Source organism: SAR324 cluster bacterium, assembly GCA_029245725.1.
In the GTDB taxonomy this organism is placed as follows: domain Bacteria; phylum SAR324; class SAR324; order SAR324; family NAC60-12; genus JCVI-SCAAA005.
Window position 1 is genome coordinate 1 of the sequence record JAQWOT010000165.1, and the last position, 15,223, is coordinate 15,223.

The following is a 15,223-nucleotide window of genomic DNA, read 5'->3' on the forward strand; positions in this document are numbered from 1 at the left end:
AAAAGGCCTTAGATCTCCTCATTGCATTATACAAGTAGAATCTGATGGACAGAGAACTATAATAAGTGAGAAGATTAATTTCAACTACTCAAAGATCATTCATTTTATTTCTCAAAATTCAAAGAAGACTAGCTTCATTTATCTGGATGGATATCGTTTTTTGGATTGTGATCTATTATTAGAAATTTCAAAAGAAACTGGAATCCCAGTCATCATTGATCTAGATGGATATGAAGGTCTTAATATTGATATGAAGAAACTAAGTTATTTCGATACAATTATATTTAATAAATCTCTCCTCAAACAATTAACAGGTAGTGCTAGTTTAGAAGAGAATGGAAACTATTTTAGAACCCTCTATTCAAGTAAGATTATCTGTACTTGTGGTGAGGATGGTGTTGAAACGTTGGTTAATGGCCACTTTACAAGAATTTCAGCACCAAATGTTGAGGTAGTTGACACGACAGGGGCTGGTGACACATTTGCTGGCGCTTACTTACACAGTCTGGAAAGTAATACACCTTTTCTTGAGAACGTTGAACATGCAGCTAGAATTGCAAGTAAATCAACAGCCTTTAATGGTTCACTTGGTCTACTAGTGGCGAATCAAAAAATGTAATCAAAATCATAAGTGCTTTCTAGCCATCCAAGAAAAAGTAGTACTAGGACTAACTTCTAAACCCCTTCCAAGGATCATAAGCATACGAATAATTTGATGCTGCTCCAAAACAAGGAGCATGCATCATATCCTTAGTTATTATAATATTAAGAATCTCTTCAGAGTCACAGGCTTAGTATTTCTCCACGTCAATTTTTACCAAACGGTTTTGATTGATCCCCCATCAACTGCGATGCTACTTCCTGTAACATAGGATGCAGCATCTGAGAGTAAAAAAGCTCCCATCTTACCGAAGTCTTCGATTGTGCCATATCTTTGAAGAGGGATGGTTGATTGGCTCTGGGCCTTACGTTCTTCCACAGAAATTCCAGCTGCTTTCGCCTGATTCTCATCGATGGAGCGCACACGATCGGTATCAATTCGTCCAGGCATGAGGTTGTTTACTCGAATATTTTTGGGAGCTAGCTGTAGCGATAAGCTCTTTACGAGGCTTGTTACCCCGGAGCGCATGACATTTGAAAGAATTAGAACATCAATTGGTTCCTTCACTGAAGATGAGGTCACTGTAAGAATGGAACCACCTCCACGAGATTCCATCGATGGTATAACCTCACGAATCATTCTAACTGCGCTCATCAGGTTCATATCAAAGGCCGCTTGCCAGTTCTCGTCTGTAAAATCCATAAATTTGCCCGGAGGAGGCCCTCCTGCGTTGACCACCAGCAGATCTACTCCTCCGAAGTGATCAGTTGTTCTTTTGGTCCAATCTTCGATACTTTGTTTGTTGGATGAATCCATAATTGAACTCAATACACCTGCCTGGGTTTCTTCTCGCAACTTACTAGCTGCTGTTTCAATTCCGTCTTTTGATCGACTGCCAATTGACAATTTTGCACCTTCACGAGCCAATTCCTGAGCAATTCCAAATCCGAGGCCTTTGCTTGATGCGGCAACCATCGCGACCTTGCCTTTTAAATTTAACTGCATTTTCTCTCCAGAATCTTTTGATTTAAGGTTAGTTATTTAAGTGACATTCAACAGACTGGAAGCTTTCCTAAGATGCAAGATGTTCAACCAAAAATTTATGATGAAAGTTATCAGCTTTTTAGCAAACATCGACTTTGATTTCCTTCCTGAGGACATCCTGATCTTCAACTAAGAATTATCATTGGGCGTTCATCTAGGTAGTAGATTGATCACTTAGTTCTAAGTTGATTAATGCTCAATTTTCATAATTTTAGGTAAAGAAAATGGCACATGTTGGTTTAATTCAATACGAACAGGCTTCTGAAGAAGTCAGAAAGGTCTTTGATGATATCAAGAATTTATGAAAAATTCCTGATGTGAATAATTTCTGGAAATGCCTAGCCAATCACCCACCAACACTCAAACGGACTTGGGAAAGCTTGAAAGATGTAATGGCTCCCGGGGCTCTGGCTTCACTGACCAAGGAAATGATCTATGTCGCAGTGAGTGCCAGCAATGGATGTGAGTACTGCATTCATTCACACACTGCAACAGCAAGAAAACAGGGAATGACGGATGAAATGTTTGGAGAGTTGATGGCGAGTGGGTATGGCCAATGAAACTAACCGCTTGGTTCACGGATATCAGGTGCCTCTGGATCCGCAATTTTGTATAGAAAATTAGGGCCAACTTTTTCATGGCAAATGAAAATATCGTCTCAGAAATTGAGAAGCAACAATCTGGAGGTAATCAATGAAAACTAAAGAAATGAAAAAAGGTGGATACGAATATATCCCTGGAGTCATTCAGTATTCTGGTGGCGTAACGGCTTTGCCAGGCTTCCGGATTGTCCGAGTAAGATTTATGCAGCCCGTTCCGATGGAGATTGGATTTCAGAGGATTGCAAATCATCTTCAACAAGCTGGCAGACCAAAAACCGCATTTTGCGCCTGTGAGCTGCGATCACCTGGACAGTTTACCCAGGCTGGTTTTGAAGAATTTAATCTCAACTATGCGAATACCCTCAGGGATTGGCAGATTATGCAAGGGAATGAGAATCCTGTCGCTCGTTCCAATGTCTGTCCAGCTGTCAATGCTCCGAATTCACCCTCCTTTCACGCTTTTTGTTTCACAGTGGAAGTAAACGCCAATGAACAGTCATTTGTCATCGCTGGCTCTGGAGAAGCACCCGAGGGCAAAGGAAACTATGCGGATGTTGCTGTCAGTTATGGGGACACCAGCGAGAGTGGAATCCGCTCAAAAGCAGAATTTGTTCTCGGAGAGATGGAACGCAGAATGTCTTTCTTTCAGAGTGATTGGGCCTCTACAACCGCTGTCCAGCTATATACCGTTTATGATGCCTATCATGTCATTGTCAAAGAGATGAGTGAGCGGAAAGTTCTTGAGCACGGTATCACCTGGCACAATTGCCGACCCCCTGTGATTGGCTTGGATTTTGAGATGGATTGTCGTCGGATTTTTGAAGAAAACGTTCTTCCATAAAATGAGATGTGAGTTCTCATTGAAAAGCAGTTGTTCACTCAACAAAGAAACTGATTGGAAGCATTGTTACTACCTCTCCAGATCCTTCAAAAAGGGTGATAGTTGCTAAAATGGAGTGGGAAACCTTATTACTTGGTTGAGTTGAACATACGAGTTGAATGAATTTATTTAAAAATGGGGGATTGAGTAGGTTTTTCAAGCCGAGTTTCCCTTTTGAACCAAAGAAATTCCCATTCTTTTATGGCTGGTGGATCCTAGTAGTTGCAACCTTCGGAATGCTTGCAAGTATACCGGGTCAAACAATTGGAGTTGGAGTATTCACAGAGCATTTGCTCGATGTGTCGAATTTGAGTCGCCTCGATCTGAGTATCGCTTACATGTTCGGTACTGCTGGGAGTAGCTTACTGATTCCATACGGAGGAAAATTATTGGATCATTGGGGATCAAGGATCATGATCATCTTTGCAGGATTGGGGTTGGCATTTGCTCTCTTTCTGCTGGAAAATACGGAGGGCCTGCTGGCTGTTCTGAATCAATTATCGTGGCTTTCTCCTTTCTTTGTCAGTTTTGCCATTCTTTCGTTGATCTTCTTGCTCTTGCGTCAGTTTGGACAGGGCTTGATGACCATGGTCAGTCGTTTTGCCTTGTCAAAGTGGTTTGACCGTAGACGTGGGTTAGTGACGGGAATCAACGGTGTCTTTGTCTCCTTTGGTTTCTCTTCAGCACCCCTTCTTTTGAACATGCTAATTCTAGAGCAAGGTTACCTTGGAAGTATGGTGATTTTAGCAATCATCTGTGGCTTAGGTACCGCTTTCCTCGGCTGGTTGTTTTTCAGAGATCAGCCTGAGGACTGTGGAATGGAAATGGACGGATGGTCCACTGATAAATTAGAGGATATTCATTCCAATCTTGGTTCACCCCAAAATACTACTGCGAAAGACCTCCCACTTGAAGAAGTTCGTAGGAGTTTTACCTTTTGGATCTTTACTCTGGGGATGGCGTCTTCCTCACTAATCATCACAGGATTCACCTTTCACATTGCTTCTATTGGAGAAATCGCGGGTCTGGACCGATCTGCCATCTATTCGATCTTCCTGCCGATTTCAATCATCAGTGTGATCACGAATTTTACTTCTGGTTGGTTGAGTGATCGTATTCCATTGAAATATCTGCTGATGGTACTTGTGTTGTCGCTCGGCCTAGGGAGTTTCGGAATGTTGTATTTACACGAAACAATTGGAAGAGTTTTGGTAATGATTGGCTATGGCATTCAGGGTGGAGTATGGGGGTGCCTTTCTGTGGTCACTTGGCCAAGATTTTATGGACGGAAACACCTCGGTGCCATTTCAGGGCTCTTTATGGGAGTCATCATTTTTGCTAGTGCCATCGGTCCAGCTTTTTATGGAATTTCTCAACAGGTCACAGGAAGTTACAATACTTCAGCTTGGGTTGCTGTGCTGATGAACCTGCTCATTTTTGTTGGAGCATTCAGAGCAAAGCGCATGTTGACAATATCTAAGTGAGCAATTGTGAAGGCTTTTTTTTGGGGATCTAGGACCAGATTAACAAGGAATGTAAAAGGAAGTTGCGCATGAAAATCAAAGGCAAGTGCCATTGTGGCAAAATATCAATCACTGCAGAGGTAGACCCAAATACAGCTACTGCCTGTCACTGCACTGATTGTCAGATGTTTGGGGAGGACCTTTTCGAACTGTTGTGGTAGCCAAGGGGGAAAGTACCAAAATTGATGGAAATCCTAAGGAATACATGAAGATTGCCGAAAGCTGGAATCCACGGATTCAGGCATTCTGTGGAGAATGTGGAACCAGCCTCTATGCAACTGACCCAAAAAAGACTATGTTCAATCTGCGAACCGGATTTCTGAAGCAGCGTGAAGAGCTGATTCCCAAAAAACACATCTTTGGAGATTCTTCAGCCAAGTGGCTAATGGACCTTGAGCAACACCAATGGTTTCCCAAGACGCGTCAAAAATGAACCATCCGAAGAGATTCGACTCTCTTCAGCATTTTCATAATTTGGGTTGTCTGTCTATCAATTCGAATATGAAATTTGCAGTGCTTTGGCTACCTTTTCCTGCATTGAAGGGAGCCATTGGCTCCCCTCTTCGCTCGTGATGGCCAACCAGAATAAGAAGGCGCATGCCGCAATTACAAATAATCCAATGCCAAATCCACCTTTTTCTTTTTCACTCTCACGGTGAATGGGTTCGTTCAGTCCTTGCTGAATCACTTCCATTTCTTGAGGTGTGACATGATCTGCAGGGGATGGTGTTGGAATGTCGGCATTGACCCTACTTGGTGCACTGTTGTGGAGGAGTAATCCCTCCACTTCCTTTCTAAGTGTCTGAATATCTGAGGAGAGGTTACCAATCATTTGCTCGGTACGCTGAGAGATCTGCTTCTCCAACTCCAGAGTCTTCAACAATTCCGACTTTTCCAAGGTCAGCCCTTCTATCTGCTTTTTCAAAGATAATAACTCTTCTTGCAAAGCGATGATTTGTTGAGTTGACTCTTGATCTGCTTTGCCTTTTCGGATTTTTGGAGTGGAAGTAGAATCTTCTTGGAAGGAAATTGCTTGCTGGATTTTTTGGAATTGTTCTTCGTCCAGAAGTCTTCGTCGACCATCTTGATGAGGATTGATCTCCAGTTCCTTCATCAGACGATACAGCTTGGACTTTCCAATCTGTAGATCTTGAGTGAGTTGGGTCAGTGTAATCATCTTTAACTCCAATGTTTGATGCATACCTGCAGTATTTTATTCACTATCCATTAGTGATGGTACTGACGTGACGCTATGATAATTGTTTCATCTTTTTTTCCCATTAATTTTTTCTTATGGGAAAAGAATTAGTGTTTCCTCCTTTGATGATGATTTCAAAAGGCTAGATTTAACTACCAATTTTTTCGAATGCTACTAACGATTGAGTTCAGCCGAGAGTCGCTGATCCCAAGTCCCTGCTCTGCAAGATGACTAGACAATTCATGCTTCACATTTGAAGGCAGCCGAGAGGGCATTCCCCAAGGGAAAGTTTTTCTCAGCAAATTCTCAATAATGGCTTGTGCACCATTCGTTCGTTGGGACTCCTGTTGTTCATTTAAAGGAAATCCGTTTAATTTTTCTCCCATATACAATTGACCGCTGGCCAACTCATCAGCATTTAACTCCGACATCGAGGCCGACATTAAATTATTAGAAATATTTTTTTTGTATTTTTCAATTTCTTGTCGGAGTTTGAGATTTTCACTCTGAAAGTTCATCATGAGATCTTGCCACTGACTGACTTGTTCGATTAACTCAATATTTTGGGCCCTCTCTGCTTCTACCTGAGACTTTAGGAAGTCAATCTGATCACGTAATTCACTAATCAATAAATCCGGTTTTCCAGGATCAATTGCCAATTGCAAGTCTTGAAGATTTTCCTCTTTCTCAAGTTTAGTCTCACTGGAAGAAATTACTTGGGTTTGTTTTTTTAATAAACCTTTTAAATGTTGATAGTCTTCTTTTTGAATCAGGTGCTCATTGCCATTGGAAATCAGCTTGATTCGATAATCCCTGACGATTCTCTCAAATTCATCGCTAGAAATTCCTAATTTTTTTGCGGCTTCAATCGCGGTTTTCATTGGTTTTTCAGAGTAATTTTGCTGCGGAAACCGTCAGTGCAATGAGCTTGAGCTAAAGTTAGAATGTTTGTAGACAGGAGAAGATTTTTACAGTTGATTTTTAAAAAATTTAGACTTGCAGTTTATTTGCCGATGGAGAGCGGGTTTACTTTTCTGAAGAAGAATACTTTCAAAAATTAAATGCTGATAGCATGTCAATTTTGGATTACTTAACTCTCAGTCAGTTCTATTCAAGAACGATTCTTCACAAAGGAATTTAATGAAACGTAAAATCATCATTGATACGGATCCTGGACAGGATGATGCGCTCGCTATCTTATTGGCGTTGGCAAGCCCCGAAGAATTAGATGTTTTGGGAATTGTGACGGTTGCTGGAAACGTCCCCCTGCCATTAACAACACGTAACGCCAGGGCACTTGTTGAGCTTGCGAATCAGCCAGAGGTTCCTGTTTTTGCTGGTTGTCCACGTCCCCTCATGCGGAATTTAGTCACAGCAGAGCATGTTCATGGTAAGACGGGGTTGGATGGATGGGACATGCCGGAACCCAATGTCGCATTGCAGAGGGAACACGGAGTTGACTGGCTGATTGAAACGCTAAGACAAGCTGAGGATGATTCCATCACCCTTTGTACATTGGCTCCGCTGACCAACGTGGGAATGGCTTTCGCCAAAGCGCCAGATATTCTACCAAAAATCAGAGAAATTATCATGATGGGAGGAGGTTATTTTGTGGGCGGTAATGTAACCCCTGCAGCAGAATTCAATGTCTATGTTGACCCACATGCTGCTCAAACTGTCTTTTCCTGTGGTCGTCCAATGACCGTCATGCCATTGGATGTCACCCACCAAGCATTGATGCCCAAAACCTGGATTCAGAGTCTAAGAGAACTCGGAACTCCGGTTGGGGATGCTACTTCAGGGATGCTGAGTTTTTTTGAAAGATATGATGTAAAAAAATATGGCTCAACAGGAGGGCCACTTCATGATCCGACAGTAATTGCCTATCTACTGAAGCCGGAATTGTTCGAGGGGAAATTTGTTAATTTAACCGTGGAGACGCAATCAGATCTGACAATGGGAATGACGGTTCTTGACTGGTGGGGAGTAACGAAACGCAAACCAAATGCTACTGTAATGAACAAAATTGATGCAGAGGCCTTCTTTGATTTGCTGCTGGAGAGACTTTCAAAATTGTAGGAAGAGTTTTTTTATTTGCTTGGAATCTCTCTTATAAATTCCTGGTAATATGATTCCTTAAACTCTTTAAATAATCGGGTCAACTCCATCAATGGGTCCGGGTGATCATCAACCCTGAGATTACACCAAGGAAAAGGTTGCTCTCGAGCGCTCAACAAGGCTGCTGATTGTCTGCCACGCTTATCACCGCCAGCTTCTTCTCCAGCAAAGAGAGCCTGCAGTAGTCTGGATTCCAATGATCGCTCGGTAGACAATTTCAACGATTCTACGCATGCGGCCAAAACAAAGGAGCCAGCAAGGTAATTCCCAGCGACACTGAAGTTCTCTCCCCTCACATGTCCTGCCCAGGGCTGGGCATCTGCTCCTGTCCAAGCCCATGAATTCCCATGACAATCAACTCCATGTACCTGTCTTTTTTGTGGTGTAGCATCTTGATCTAGGGCTTGTTCAAGTGCATCTTTCACAAGTTGTCCTTTGGCCAATGCTTCTAAACCCTGCAATCCAAGATGAGGATTTGTTGTAGATTGGGTAGCAATCGCTCCGATTCCTGCTGCCAGGTGAGGAACTAAAGCTCCCACAGCAAAGTGCTTGGTAGCAACTGCGATTCCGAAATGATTTTTCACCGGATCTCGAAGAACAATGGAATAAGTCATTTTGGGTCCTTTTTTCAATTTTTGAGAATTTATCATGATAAATTATTGACAGCATCAAATTTATCATTATAAATTCGTTGCTTTGCCATCTTCAGGCAACTTTTTCTTACTCTCTTTGGAGAAGAACATGCTGAAGAAACAGTTACGAGTGATGGTGCTGCTCAGTTTCCTTTTGCTAAGCTTTGGATTGACCATCCAGGCTGCTACACCAAAAGATGTGTTGGTGGTGGCTCAGATTGCGGAGCCGAAGTCAATGGATCCTGCAACAGTGACAGCGGTCAATGATTTCCGAATCCTGATGAATGTTTATGATGGTTTGGTCCGTTACCGAAGCGGAACACTTGAGGTCGAACCCGGCCTGGCTGAGTCCTGGACAATCAGTGATGATGGAAAAGCCTACACATTCTCACTGCGCCAAGGAATTAAATTTCATGATGGCAGCCCCTTCAACGCAGAAGCTGTCAAGTTCAACTTTGATCGTATGCTGGTCAAAGATCACCCCTACGCTGAGACCGGGCCTTTCCCCCTATCTTTCTTCTTCTCAGCGATCAAGGAAACAACTGTTGTAGATGAACACACGGTTCGTTTCCGTATGGACGATCCTTATGCTCCATTACTTTCGAATCTGGCCTACCCCACTGGGCTGATCATTTCCCCGGAAGCTGTCAAAAAACACGGGAAGGATGTAGGGCGGAATCCAGCTGGAACTGGGCCTTACCAATTTAGAGAATGGAAGAGTAATCAACACGTCATTTTGGATCAAAACGGTGGCTACTGGGATGGGCAGGCCGGATTGAGGTCTGTGGTGTTCAGGCCAATCACGGATGCAAACACCCGGGTGGCAGAGATGCTCTCAGGTGGTATTGATATGATGGTCGAGGTTCCACCTGATAACGTAGCGACTTTCTCTTCAAACAGCAGCTATGCTTTGCATGAGCAGGCTGGACCACATCTTTGGTTTCTGATTCTGAATTTGAAAGAGGGACCTCTACAAGACAAGCGAGTTCGACAAGCTTTGAACTATGCCATCAACAAGCAGGCACTAGTTGAGAATGTTCTTCAAAATACTGCCACGGTGGCAAGCGGCCCAACTCCTGCTGCGTTCTCCTGGGCTTATAATGATGCGCTGCAACCCTATCCTTACGACCCGGCTAAAGCACGCGAGTTGGTGAAAGCTGCTGGTGCAGAGGGTGCAACATTGACCTTCTACGTAACTGAGGGAGGCTCTGGAATGTTGGATCCTGTACCAATGGGAACTGCTATTCAGGCGGATCTCAAGGCGATTGGTTTGAACGTTAAAATTGAAACCTACGAGTGGAATACTTTCCTGGGCAAGGTCAATCCAGGTTTGGAAGGCAAGGCGGACATGGCTGAGATGGCCTGGATGACCAATGATCCAGACACCCTTCCGTTCTTAGCATTGCGCACTTCTGCTTGGCCTGATCAAGGTGGATTTAACTCAGGTTACTATTCCAATCCTCAGGTAGACGAACTTCTCGAGCAGGCCCGTGTCAGCACTAGCCAAACGGTTCGCGCCGCGCTCTACAAGGAGATGCAGCGTATCGTACACGATGATGCCCCATGGGTCTTCGTAGCGAACTGGAAGCAAAACGCTGTGACTGGGAGCAATGTGCAAAACTTCCGATTGGAGCCATCCTTCCTCTTGCTTCTGCACAAAGTTAGCAAGAATTAAAAGAATTTGGGGGTTGCTTCTCTTGCGGTGCGACCCCCACTTCTCTTTTCGAAGCTAATTCTCATTGATGTTGCGTTATACAATTCACCGACTGCTGTTGACCATCCCAGTACTAGTTGGGATTTCAGTGGTCGTTTTTCTGATCATGGCCCTAATTCCCGGAGATCCTGCAACAGCAATTCTCGGTGCATTTGCCACTCTAGAAAATGCTACGAAACTCAGAGCTGAATTGGGGTTGGATCGGCCATTGATTGAGCAATACTTCACTTGGGCTGGCAATCTTTTATCGGGTGATTTTGGGCGAAGCTATGCTCTGAATCGTCCAGTCTTAGATGAATTATTGGAACGTATGTGGCCTACCATCCTTTTGGCTGGGTCGGCGATGTGTGTCTGCGTTATACTTGGACTAATCTCTGGATTACTAGCTGCGGTCAAACAATATACATGGGTTGATCAGGGACTGACCCTTTTTACATTGATTGGGATTTCTGCACCCTCCTTCTGGTTAGGCCTAATGGCAGTTTCCCTGTTCACCGTTCAGTTGGGTTGGTTGCCTGCAAGCGGAATGTACACGCCCTATGGAGATGAGAGTCTGGGCGATTTACTGGTCCACCTGTTAATGCCCGCGATAACTCTTGGATTGGTTGCGTCGAGCGTAATTGCAAGATTGACCCGCACAAGCATGTTGGAACAGCTTCGTCAGGACTACGTTCGCACCGCGCGGGCAAAAGGAGAGCGAGAAACCGCAGTAGTGATTAAACATGCTTTTCGGAATGCGCTCGTTGGCTTGATTCCAGTTCTCGGTCTGCAAGCTGGATTCGTTTTAGGTGGCGCTGTCTACATAGAAACTGTCTTCCAGTGGCCAGGCATTGGCAGGATGCTGGTCAATGCAATCTCCACACGTGACATCCTCCTTGTTCAAGGGGGAGTAATGATGGTGGCTACAATCTACGTATTCTTCAACTTATTGGCTGATCTGATTCAGCATGCTTTGGATCCGCGAATCCAGCAGAGCCATGGTTGAAAAAACCACTCCAGCACAAGAATTCTGGCAGAGACTGAATCGTAATCGATTGAGTACAGTAGGGCTACTGATGCTAGGACTCATCTTTTTGCTTTGTCTAATTTCTCCCTGGCTCCCCCTGCCTGATCCAGATGTTACTGATCTCGCAAATCGTCTCAAAACTCCTTTAACTCCAAATCACTGGCTTGGAACAGATCAGCTAGGAAGAGATCTTCTTTCAAGGCTGCTTTGGGGAACTCGAGTGAGCCTGGTGGTTGGGTTTGTGGCGACGCTTGCTGCAGCATTGGTTGGCAGTTTGATTGGTCTGGTCTCCGGGTATTTTCAAGGCTGGATTGATAGCGGACTTATGAGAGGGGTGGATACTTTGATGGCATTCCCGTACATGTTGCTGGCGCTGGCGATTGTGGCTGCCTTTGGCCCTGGACTCCTGAATGCCCTTTTTGCCATTGCGATAGTAAATGTACCCTTCTTCGCAAGAACGGTTCGAGGAGCAACGATCTCGTTAGTACAACGTGAATTTGTTCTGTCAGCAAGACTTGGAGGGGCAAGCCACTTTGGTGTACTGGGGCGTGAACTGCTGCCCAACATTCTACCTGTGATTATAGTCACAATTTCAACTACGGCTGGATGGATGATTCTGGAAACTGCAGGATTGAGTTTCTTAGGCTTGGGTGCTCAGCCTCCGACTGCTGATCTTGGGTCCATGCTGGGTGAAGGAAGAAAACTTCTCTTTACAGCACCCCATGTTTCTACACTTCCTGGGCTAGTAATCCTGATCTTAGTTATCTCCCTAAACCTGCTTGGAGATGGGGTCAGGGATGTACTGGATCCGCGCTTGCGGGGAGGAGCTTTACGCAGTCCACAACCAAGGACAGATGTCCTGAGTACTGAGCCGATCTCAACTCAGGTTAGATCTACGGGGAAAATGTTTGTGCATAACCTAACAACAGAATTATTTCAGGAAGGACAAGCCCAGCCCCTGGTGAGAAATGTCAATTTTGAATTAAGGCCTGGAGAGTGTTTGGGGCTTGTTGGTGAGTCAGGTAGTGGGAAGTCTGTGACCGCATTATCTCTTGCTGCCCTGGCTGCGTCCCCTCCTCTACGAATTACTTCAGGAACTGTAGAGTTGGATGGAGAGGATATTCTGCGCCTTCCTCTTAGACTACTTCAGGATATCAGAGGCAAACGAGTCTCCTATATCTTTCAGGATCCTCTCGCAACTCTAAATCCAGTGTTGACGATTGGTGAACAACTGATTCAGGTGATACGCAGACATCAGTCACTTTCTTCAAAAGCAAGTTATGCGGAAGCTTTGTGCCTGTTGTCCAAAGTAAGAATTCCTTCTCCTGAGACTAGGATGAAGGCTTATCCTCATCAGCTTTCTGGAGGAATGCGTCAACGAGTTTGCATTGCAATTGCCTTGGCTAATCATCCCGAAGTTTTGATTGCAGATGAGCCAACTACAGCTTTGGATGTAACGATTCAGGCTGAAGTCCTGTCATTACTTAATGATTTGAGACAGACCACTCTTGAAGATAGCCAAACAGTACAAAGAACAGGTTTATCAGTCCTTTTCATTACTCATGATCTGGGGGTTGTCTCGACAATATGTGAAAAAGTTGCAGTGATGTACGCTGGTCAAATCGTTGAGTTTGGGGAAACAAAATCAATTTTAGAATCTCCTGAGCATCCATATACACAAGCCTTGCTAGCATGTACACCACGACTTGGGGCTAAGCATAAGGTGCTGGGGGGCATACCAGGAACACCTCCCCCTCCGGGTGCGTACCCTTCAGGATGTGGTTTTATTACCAGATGTAATTCAGCGAAATCTATCTGCCAAGAGCCTGTCAATTTGATTCAACTACCCTCAGGCAGGCAAGTACGTTGTGTTCTCAAGCAGGATGCAAATGCCTGAGCATCTTTTGCAATTTGATCGCGTTACGAAAGAGTTTGACCTACGTAAGAACTGGTTTGGCAAAACGTCGAAGAGATTTCGGGCGGTTAATGAGGTGACGTGGCAGGTCGAGCCAGGAACAGCTCTGGGAATCGTGGGAGAGTCAGGTTGTGGTAAGTCAACAATGGCACGCATGGCAGTTGGACTTGAGTTGCCCACTTCTGGAGAGATCCGCTTCGCAGGAAAAACGTTGGGCAAGTGGTTGAAGGAAGAAGCCATGATGCTACGACGATCTGTGCAGATGGTTTTTCAGGATCCTTCAGCGTCCCTGAATCCAAGGCAACGCATCCGAGAAATTCTGGAACTGCAACTTAAACGGTTGACAGATTTCAGGGCAGAGCAGCGAATGCAGCGAATGGAAGAGGTTTTGGAACAGGTACAACTTCTCTTGGCAACGCTTGAACGATATCCTCATGAATTTTCTGGGGGACAGGCCCAAAGAATCAGCATTGCTCGTGCGCTGATTTCAAAGCCAAAACTCTTGTTGCTTGATGAACCAGTTTCTGCGTTGGATGTTTCTGTCCAAGCACAAATTCTCTTGTTGCTGGAAGAGATGCGAAAGGAGTTGGGGGTTACCTACGTTTTCATCAGTCATGATCTGGCCGTCGTCGAACAGCTTTGTCCAAGTGTATTGGTCATGTACGCCGGTTCGATTGTTGAAAGTGGCCCAACCAACCAGCTTTTTCAGCAACGTAGACACCCCTACACGGATTTGCTGATCAGAAGTGTTCCCATGCCTGGAAAATCTCTGGAATTGAAAAGCGAGGAGATGGCGGATTTGAAAAATCCTCAAGGCTGTGCTTTCCGTAATCGCTGCCCAAAAGCTAATCACCAATGTTCACAGGATCCAATATTGAAAGAAGTTTCGGGCTCCATTGGAGGACATGAGTGTGCTTGCCACTATCCATTAAGTGTTGTGGCTTGAAGAATTCAAATACTTTCCTCGTTGAGACCCTGAGAAGTCTGACCAGTATCCCAAGCCCTAGCGGACGAACAGAGCAAATTGCTGGCTGGACGCTGAAACTACTTCAATCATGGGGCTTTTCACCCGAACAAACACGTCGTGGAACAATCAAGCTTAAGCTACCGGGTAAAGACACTAGTCAAGCACGAGCTTTAACAGCTCACCTGGATACACTTGGAGCGATGGTGCAGCATCTCAAAGACAATGGCCGATGTGCACTGGCGCCTGTTGGAACTTGGTCCAGCCACTTCGCAGAGGGCGCCAGAGTGACCCTCCACACCGATGAACATGAATATCGAGGGACGATCTTACCACTCTTGGCTTCAGGCCATGCCTTTAATGAAAAAGTGGATCAGCAACCTGTCAACTGGGAACAAGTAGAGCTACGAATCGATGAGTACTGCAATAGTTTTCAGGAATTGGAAAATCTAGGTGTTCAACCAGGTGATTTTGTCTCTATTGATACAGGCACCGAGGTTTTAGAAAATGGGTACATCTTCTCAAGGCATTTGGATGACAAAGCCGGAGTGGCGGCTCTACTGAACGCTCTAAGACTGATTCACGAGGAGGGTCATCAACTTCCTTGTACATCGTATCTGATTTTGACAGTGCGCGAAGAAATTGGAGATGGAGGATCCGCTGTTCTTTCTCCGGACGTCTGGGAACTGGTAACAATTGACAATGGAGTTCAGGCTGGCACTCAGCATTCCAGAGAGTTTGGAGTAACCTTAGCGATGGGGGACAAGACGGGGCCATTTGATCGAAGACTTGTCTTACATCTCGACCGACTTTGCAAAGAGAACCAACTGTCTCATCAGCGAGATTTATTCAAACACTATCGTTCTGACCTAGCAGCAGTAGTAGAAGCAGGTTTTGACGTTCGAACTGTTCTGATTGTGATCGGATTGGATGGAAGTCATGGTCATGAACGGACTCATCTTGATGCAATTCGTACTGCTTCTGAACTCGCTAATCTTTATTTACGTTCCCCACTTCTGGACTAGA

Annotated in this window: 14 protein-coding genes and 1 pseudogene; 11 read left to right on the forward strand and 4 right to left on the reverse strand. The window is 44.7% G+C overall.

Going from position 1 to position 15,223, the window contains the following annotated elements:
• A partial coding sequence (locus tag P8O70_08430) for a carbohydrate kinase family protein (GenBank protein ID MDG2196903.1) occupies positions 1-619 on the forward strand: 619 nt, incomplete at its 5' end.
• Positions 620-814: 195 nt separating this feature from the next.
• Here P8O70_08430 and P8O70_08435 read toward each other — a convergent pair.
• Positions 815-1,606 carry an SDR family oxidoreductase gene (locus P8O70_08435; protein MDG2196904.1) on the reverse strand — a complete coding sequence of 264 codons (792 nt, stop codon included), beginning with the start codon at positions 1,604-1,606 and terminating at the stop codon, positions 815-817.
• Positions 1,607-1,869: 263 nt separating this feature from the next.
• On the opposite strand from P8O70_08435, the pseudogene P8O70_08440 reads away from it, so the two are divergent.
• The 4 genes and pseudogenes from P8O70_08440 (at position 1,870) to P8O70_08455 (ending at position 5,083) form a co-directional block, all read left to right on the forward strand.
• Positions 1,870-2,269: pseudogene (locus tag P8O70_08440) on the forward strand (carboxymuconolactone decarboxylase family protein).
• Positions 2,270-2,338: 69 nt separating this feature from the next.
• Entirely contained in the window at positions 2,339-3,088 is a 750-nt protein-coding gene (locus tag P8O70_08445; protein MDG2196905.1) for a hypothetical protein, read from the forward strand.
• A gap of 158 nt (positions 3,089-3,246) precedes the next feature.
• The gene (locus P8O70_08450) at positions 3,247-4,611 is read left to right on the forward strand and encodes an MFS transporter (protein MDG2196906.1); all 1,365 of its coding nucleotides are present in this window, start codon (positions 3,247-3,249) and stop codon (positions 4,609-4,611) included.
• Positions 4,612-4,768: 157 nt separating this feature from the next.
• Positions 4,769-5,083 (forward strand): GFA family protein, encoded by a 315-nt coding sequence (locus tag P8O70_08455; GenBank protein MDG2196907.1) that lies wholly within the window; start codon positions 4,769-4,771, stop codon positions 5,081-5,083.
• Positions 5,084-5,140: 57 nt separating this feature from the next.
• Here P8O70_08455 and P8O70_08460 read toward each other — a convergent pair whose 3' ends face one another.
• Both P8O70_08460 and P8O70_08465 read right to left on the reverse strand, forming a co-directional pair.
• A complete protein-coding gene (locus P8O70_08460; protein MDG2196908.1) occupies positions 5,141-5,827 on the reverse strand; it encodes a hypothetical protein in 687 nt (228 codons plus the stop codon).
• A 173-nt stretch (positions 5,828-6,000) separates the two neighbouring features.
• Positions 6,001-6,729 carry a hypothetical protein gene (locus tag P8O70_08465; GenBank protein ID MDG2196909.1) on the reverse strand — a complete coding sequence of 243 codons (729 nt, stop codon included), beginning with the start codon at positions 6,727-6,729 and terminating at the stop codon, positions 6,001-6,003.
• A 259-nt stretch (positions 6,730-6,988) separates the two neighbouring features.
• Between P8O70_08465 and P8O70_08470 the strand changes: the two genes are divergently transcribed.
• Positions 6,989-7,927, forward strand: coding sequence for a nucleoside hydrolase (locus P8O70_08470; GenBank protein MDG2196910.1), 939 nt, complete (start codon positions 6,989-6,991; stop codon positions 7,925-7,927).
• Between the two features lie 11 nt (positions 7,928-7,938).
• Here P8O70_08470 and P8O70_08475 read toward each other — a convergent pair whose 3' ends face one another.
• On the reverse strand, positions 7,939-8,580 hold the full coding sequence (locus P8O70_08475; GenBank protein MDG2196911.1) for a DUF1028 domain-containing protein: 642 nt from the start codon (positions 8,578-8,580) through the stop codon (positions 7,939-7,941).
• 151 nt (positions 8,581-8,731) lie between these two features.
• Here P8O70_08475 and P8O70_08480 point away from each other — a divergent pair, with 151 nt between their 5' ends.
• The 5 genes from P8O70_08480 (at position 8,732) to P8O70_08500 (ending at position 15,222) form a co-directional block, all read left to right on the forward strand.
• Positions 8,732-10,273 (forward strand): ABC transporter substrate-binding protein, encoded by a 1,542-nt coding sequence (locus tag P8O70_08480; GenBank protein ID MDG2196912.1) that lies wholly within the window; start codon positions 8,732-8,734, stop codon positions 10,271-10,273.
• Between the two features lie 67 nt (positions 10,274-10,340).
• Entirely contained in the window at positions 10,341-11,297 is a 957-nt protein-coding gene (locus P8O70_08485) for an ABC transporter permease (protein MDG2196913.1), read from the forward strand.
• On the forward strand, positions 11,290-13,215 hold the full coding sequence (locus tag P8O70_08490) for a dipeptide/oligopeptide/nickel ABC transporter permease/ATP-binding protein (protein ID MDG2196914.1): 1,926 nt from the start codon (positions 11,290-11,292) through the stop codon (positions 13,213-13,215). The genes P8O70_08485 and P8O70_08490 overlap by 8 nt, the downstream gene beginning before the upstream one ends.
• Positions 13,208-14,179, forward strand: a complete 972-nt coding sequence (locus tag P8O70_08495) for an ATP-binding cassette domain-containing protein (GenBank protein ID MDG2196915.1) — start codon at positions 13,208-13,210, stop codon at positions 14,177-14,179. The genes P8O70_08490 and P8O70_08495 overlap by 8 nt, the downstream gene beginning before the upstream one ends.
• The gene (locus tag P8O70_08500) at positions 14,149-15,222 is read left to right on the forward strand and encodes an osmoprotectant NAGGN system M42 family peptidase (GenBank protein ID MDG2196916.1); all 1,074 of its coding nucleotides are present in this window, start codon (positions 14,149-14,151) and stop codon (positions 15,220-15,222) included. The genes P8O70_08495 and P8O70_08500 overlap by 31 nt, the downstream gene beginning before the upstream one ends.
• Position 15,223: the final 1 nt, after the last annotated feature.

Excerpts from the sequence above, each read along its gene's own strand:
- P8O70_08460 (MDG2196908.1), bottom strand. The coding sequence starts at position 5,827 with ATGATTACACTGACCCAACTCACTCAAGATCTACAGATTGGAAAGTCC.
- P8O70_08470 (MDG2196910.1), top strand. The coding sequence starts at position 6,989 with ATGAAACGTAAAATCATCATTGATACGGATCCTGGACAGGATGATGCG.
- P8O70_08435 (MDG2196904.1), bottom strand. The coding sequence starts at position 1,606 with ATGCAGTTAAATTTAAAAGGCAAGGTCGCGATGGTTGCCGCATCAAGC.
- P8O70_08475 (MDG2196911.1), bottom strand. The coding sequence starts at position 8,580 with ATGACTTATTCCATTGTTCTTCGAGATCCGGTGAAAAATCATTTCGGA.
- P8O70_08465 (MDG2196909.1), bottom strand. The coding sequence starts at position 6,729 with ATGAAAACCGCGATTGAAGCCGCAAAAAAATTAGGAATTTCTAGCGAT.
- P8O70_08450 (MDG2196906.1), top strand. The coding sequence starts at position 3,247 with ATGAATTTATTTAAAAATGGGGGATTGAGTAGGTTTTTCAAGCCGAGT.
- P8O70_08490 (MDG2196914.1), top strand. The coding sequence starts at position 11,290 with ATGGTTGAAAAAACCACTCCAGCACAAGAATTCTGGCAGAGACTGAAT.
- P8O70_08480 (MDG2196912.1), top strand. The coding sequence starts at position 8,732 with ATGGTGCTGCTCAGTTTCCTTTTGCTAAGCTTTGGATTGACCATCCAG.
- P8O70_08485 (MDG2196913.1), top strand. The coding sequence starts at position 10,341 with ATGTTGCGTTATACAATTCACCGACTGCTGTTGACCATCCCAGTACTA.
- P8O70_08495 (MDG2196915.1), top strand. The coding sequence starts at position 13,208 with ATGCCTGAGCATCTTTTGCAATTTGATCGCGTTACGAAAGAGTTTGAC.
- P8O70_08445 (MDG2196905.1), top strand. The coding sequence starts at position 2,339 with ATGAAAACTAAAGAAATGAAAAAAGGTGGATACGAATATATCCCTGGA.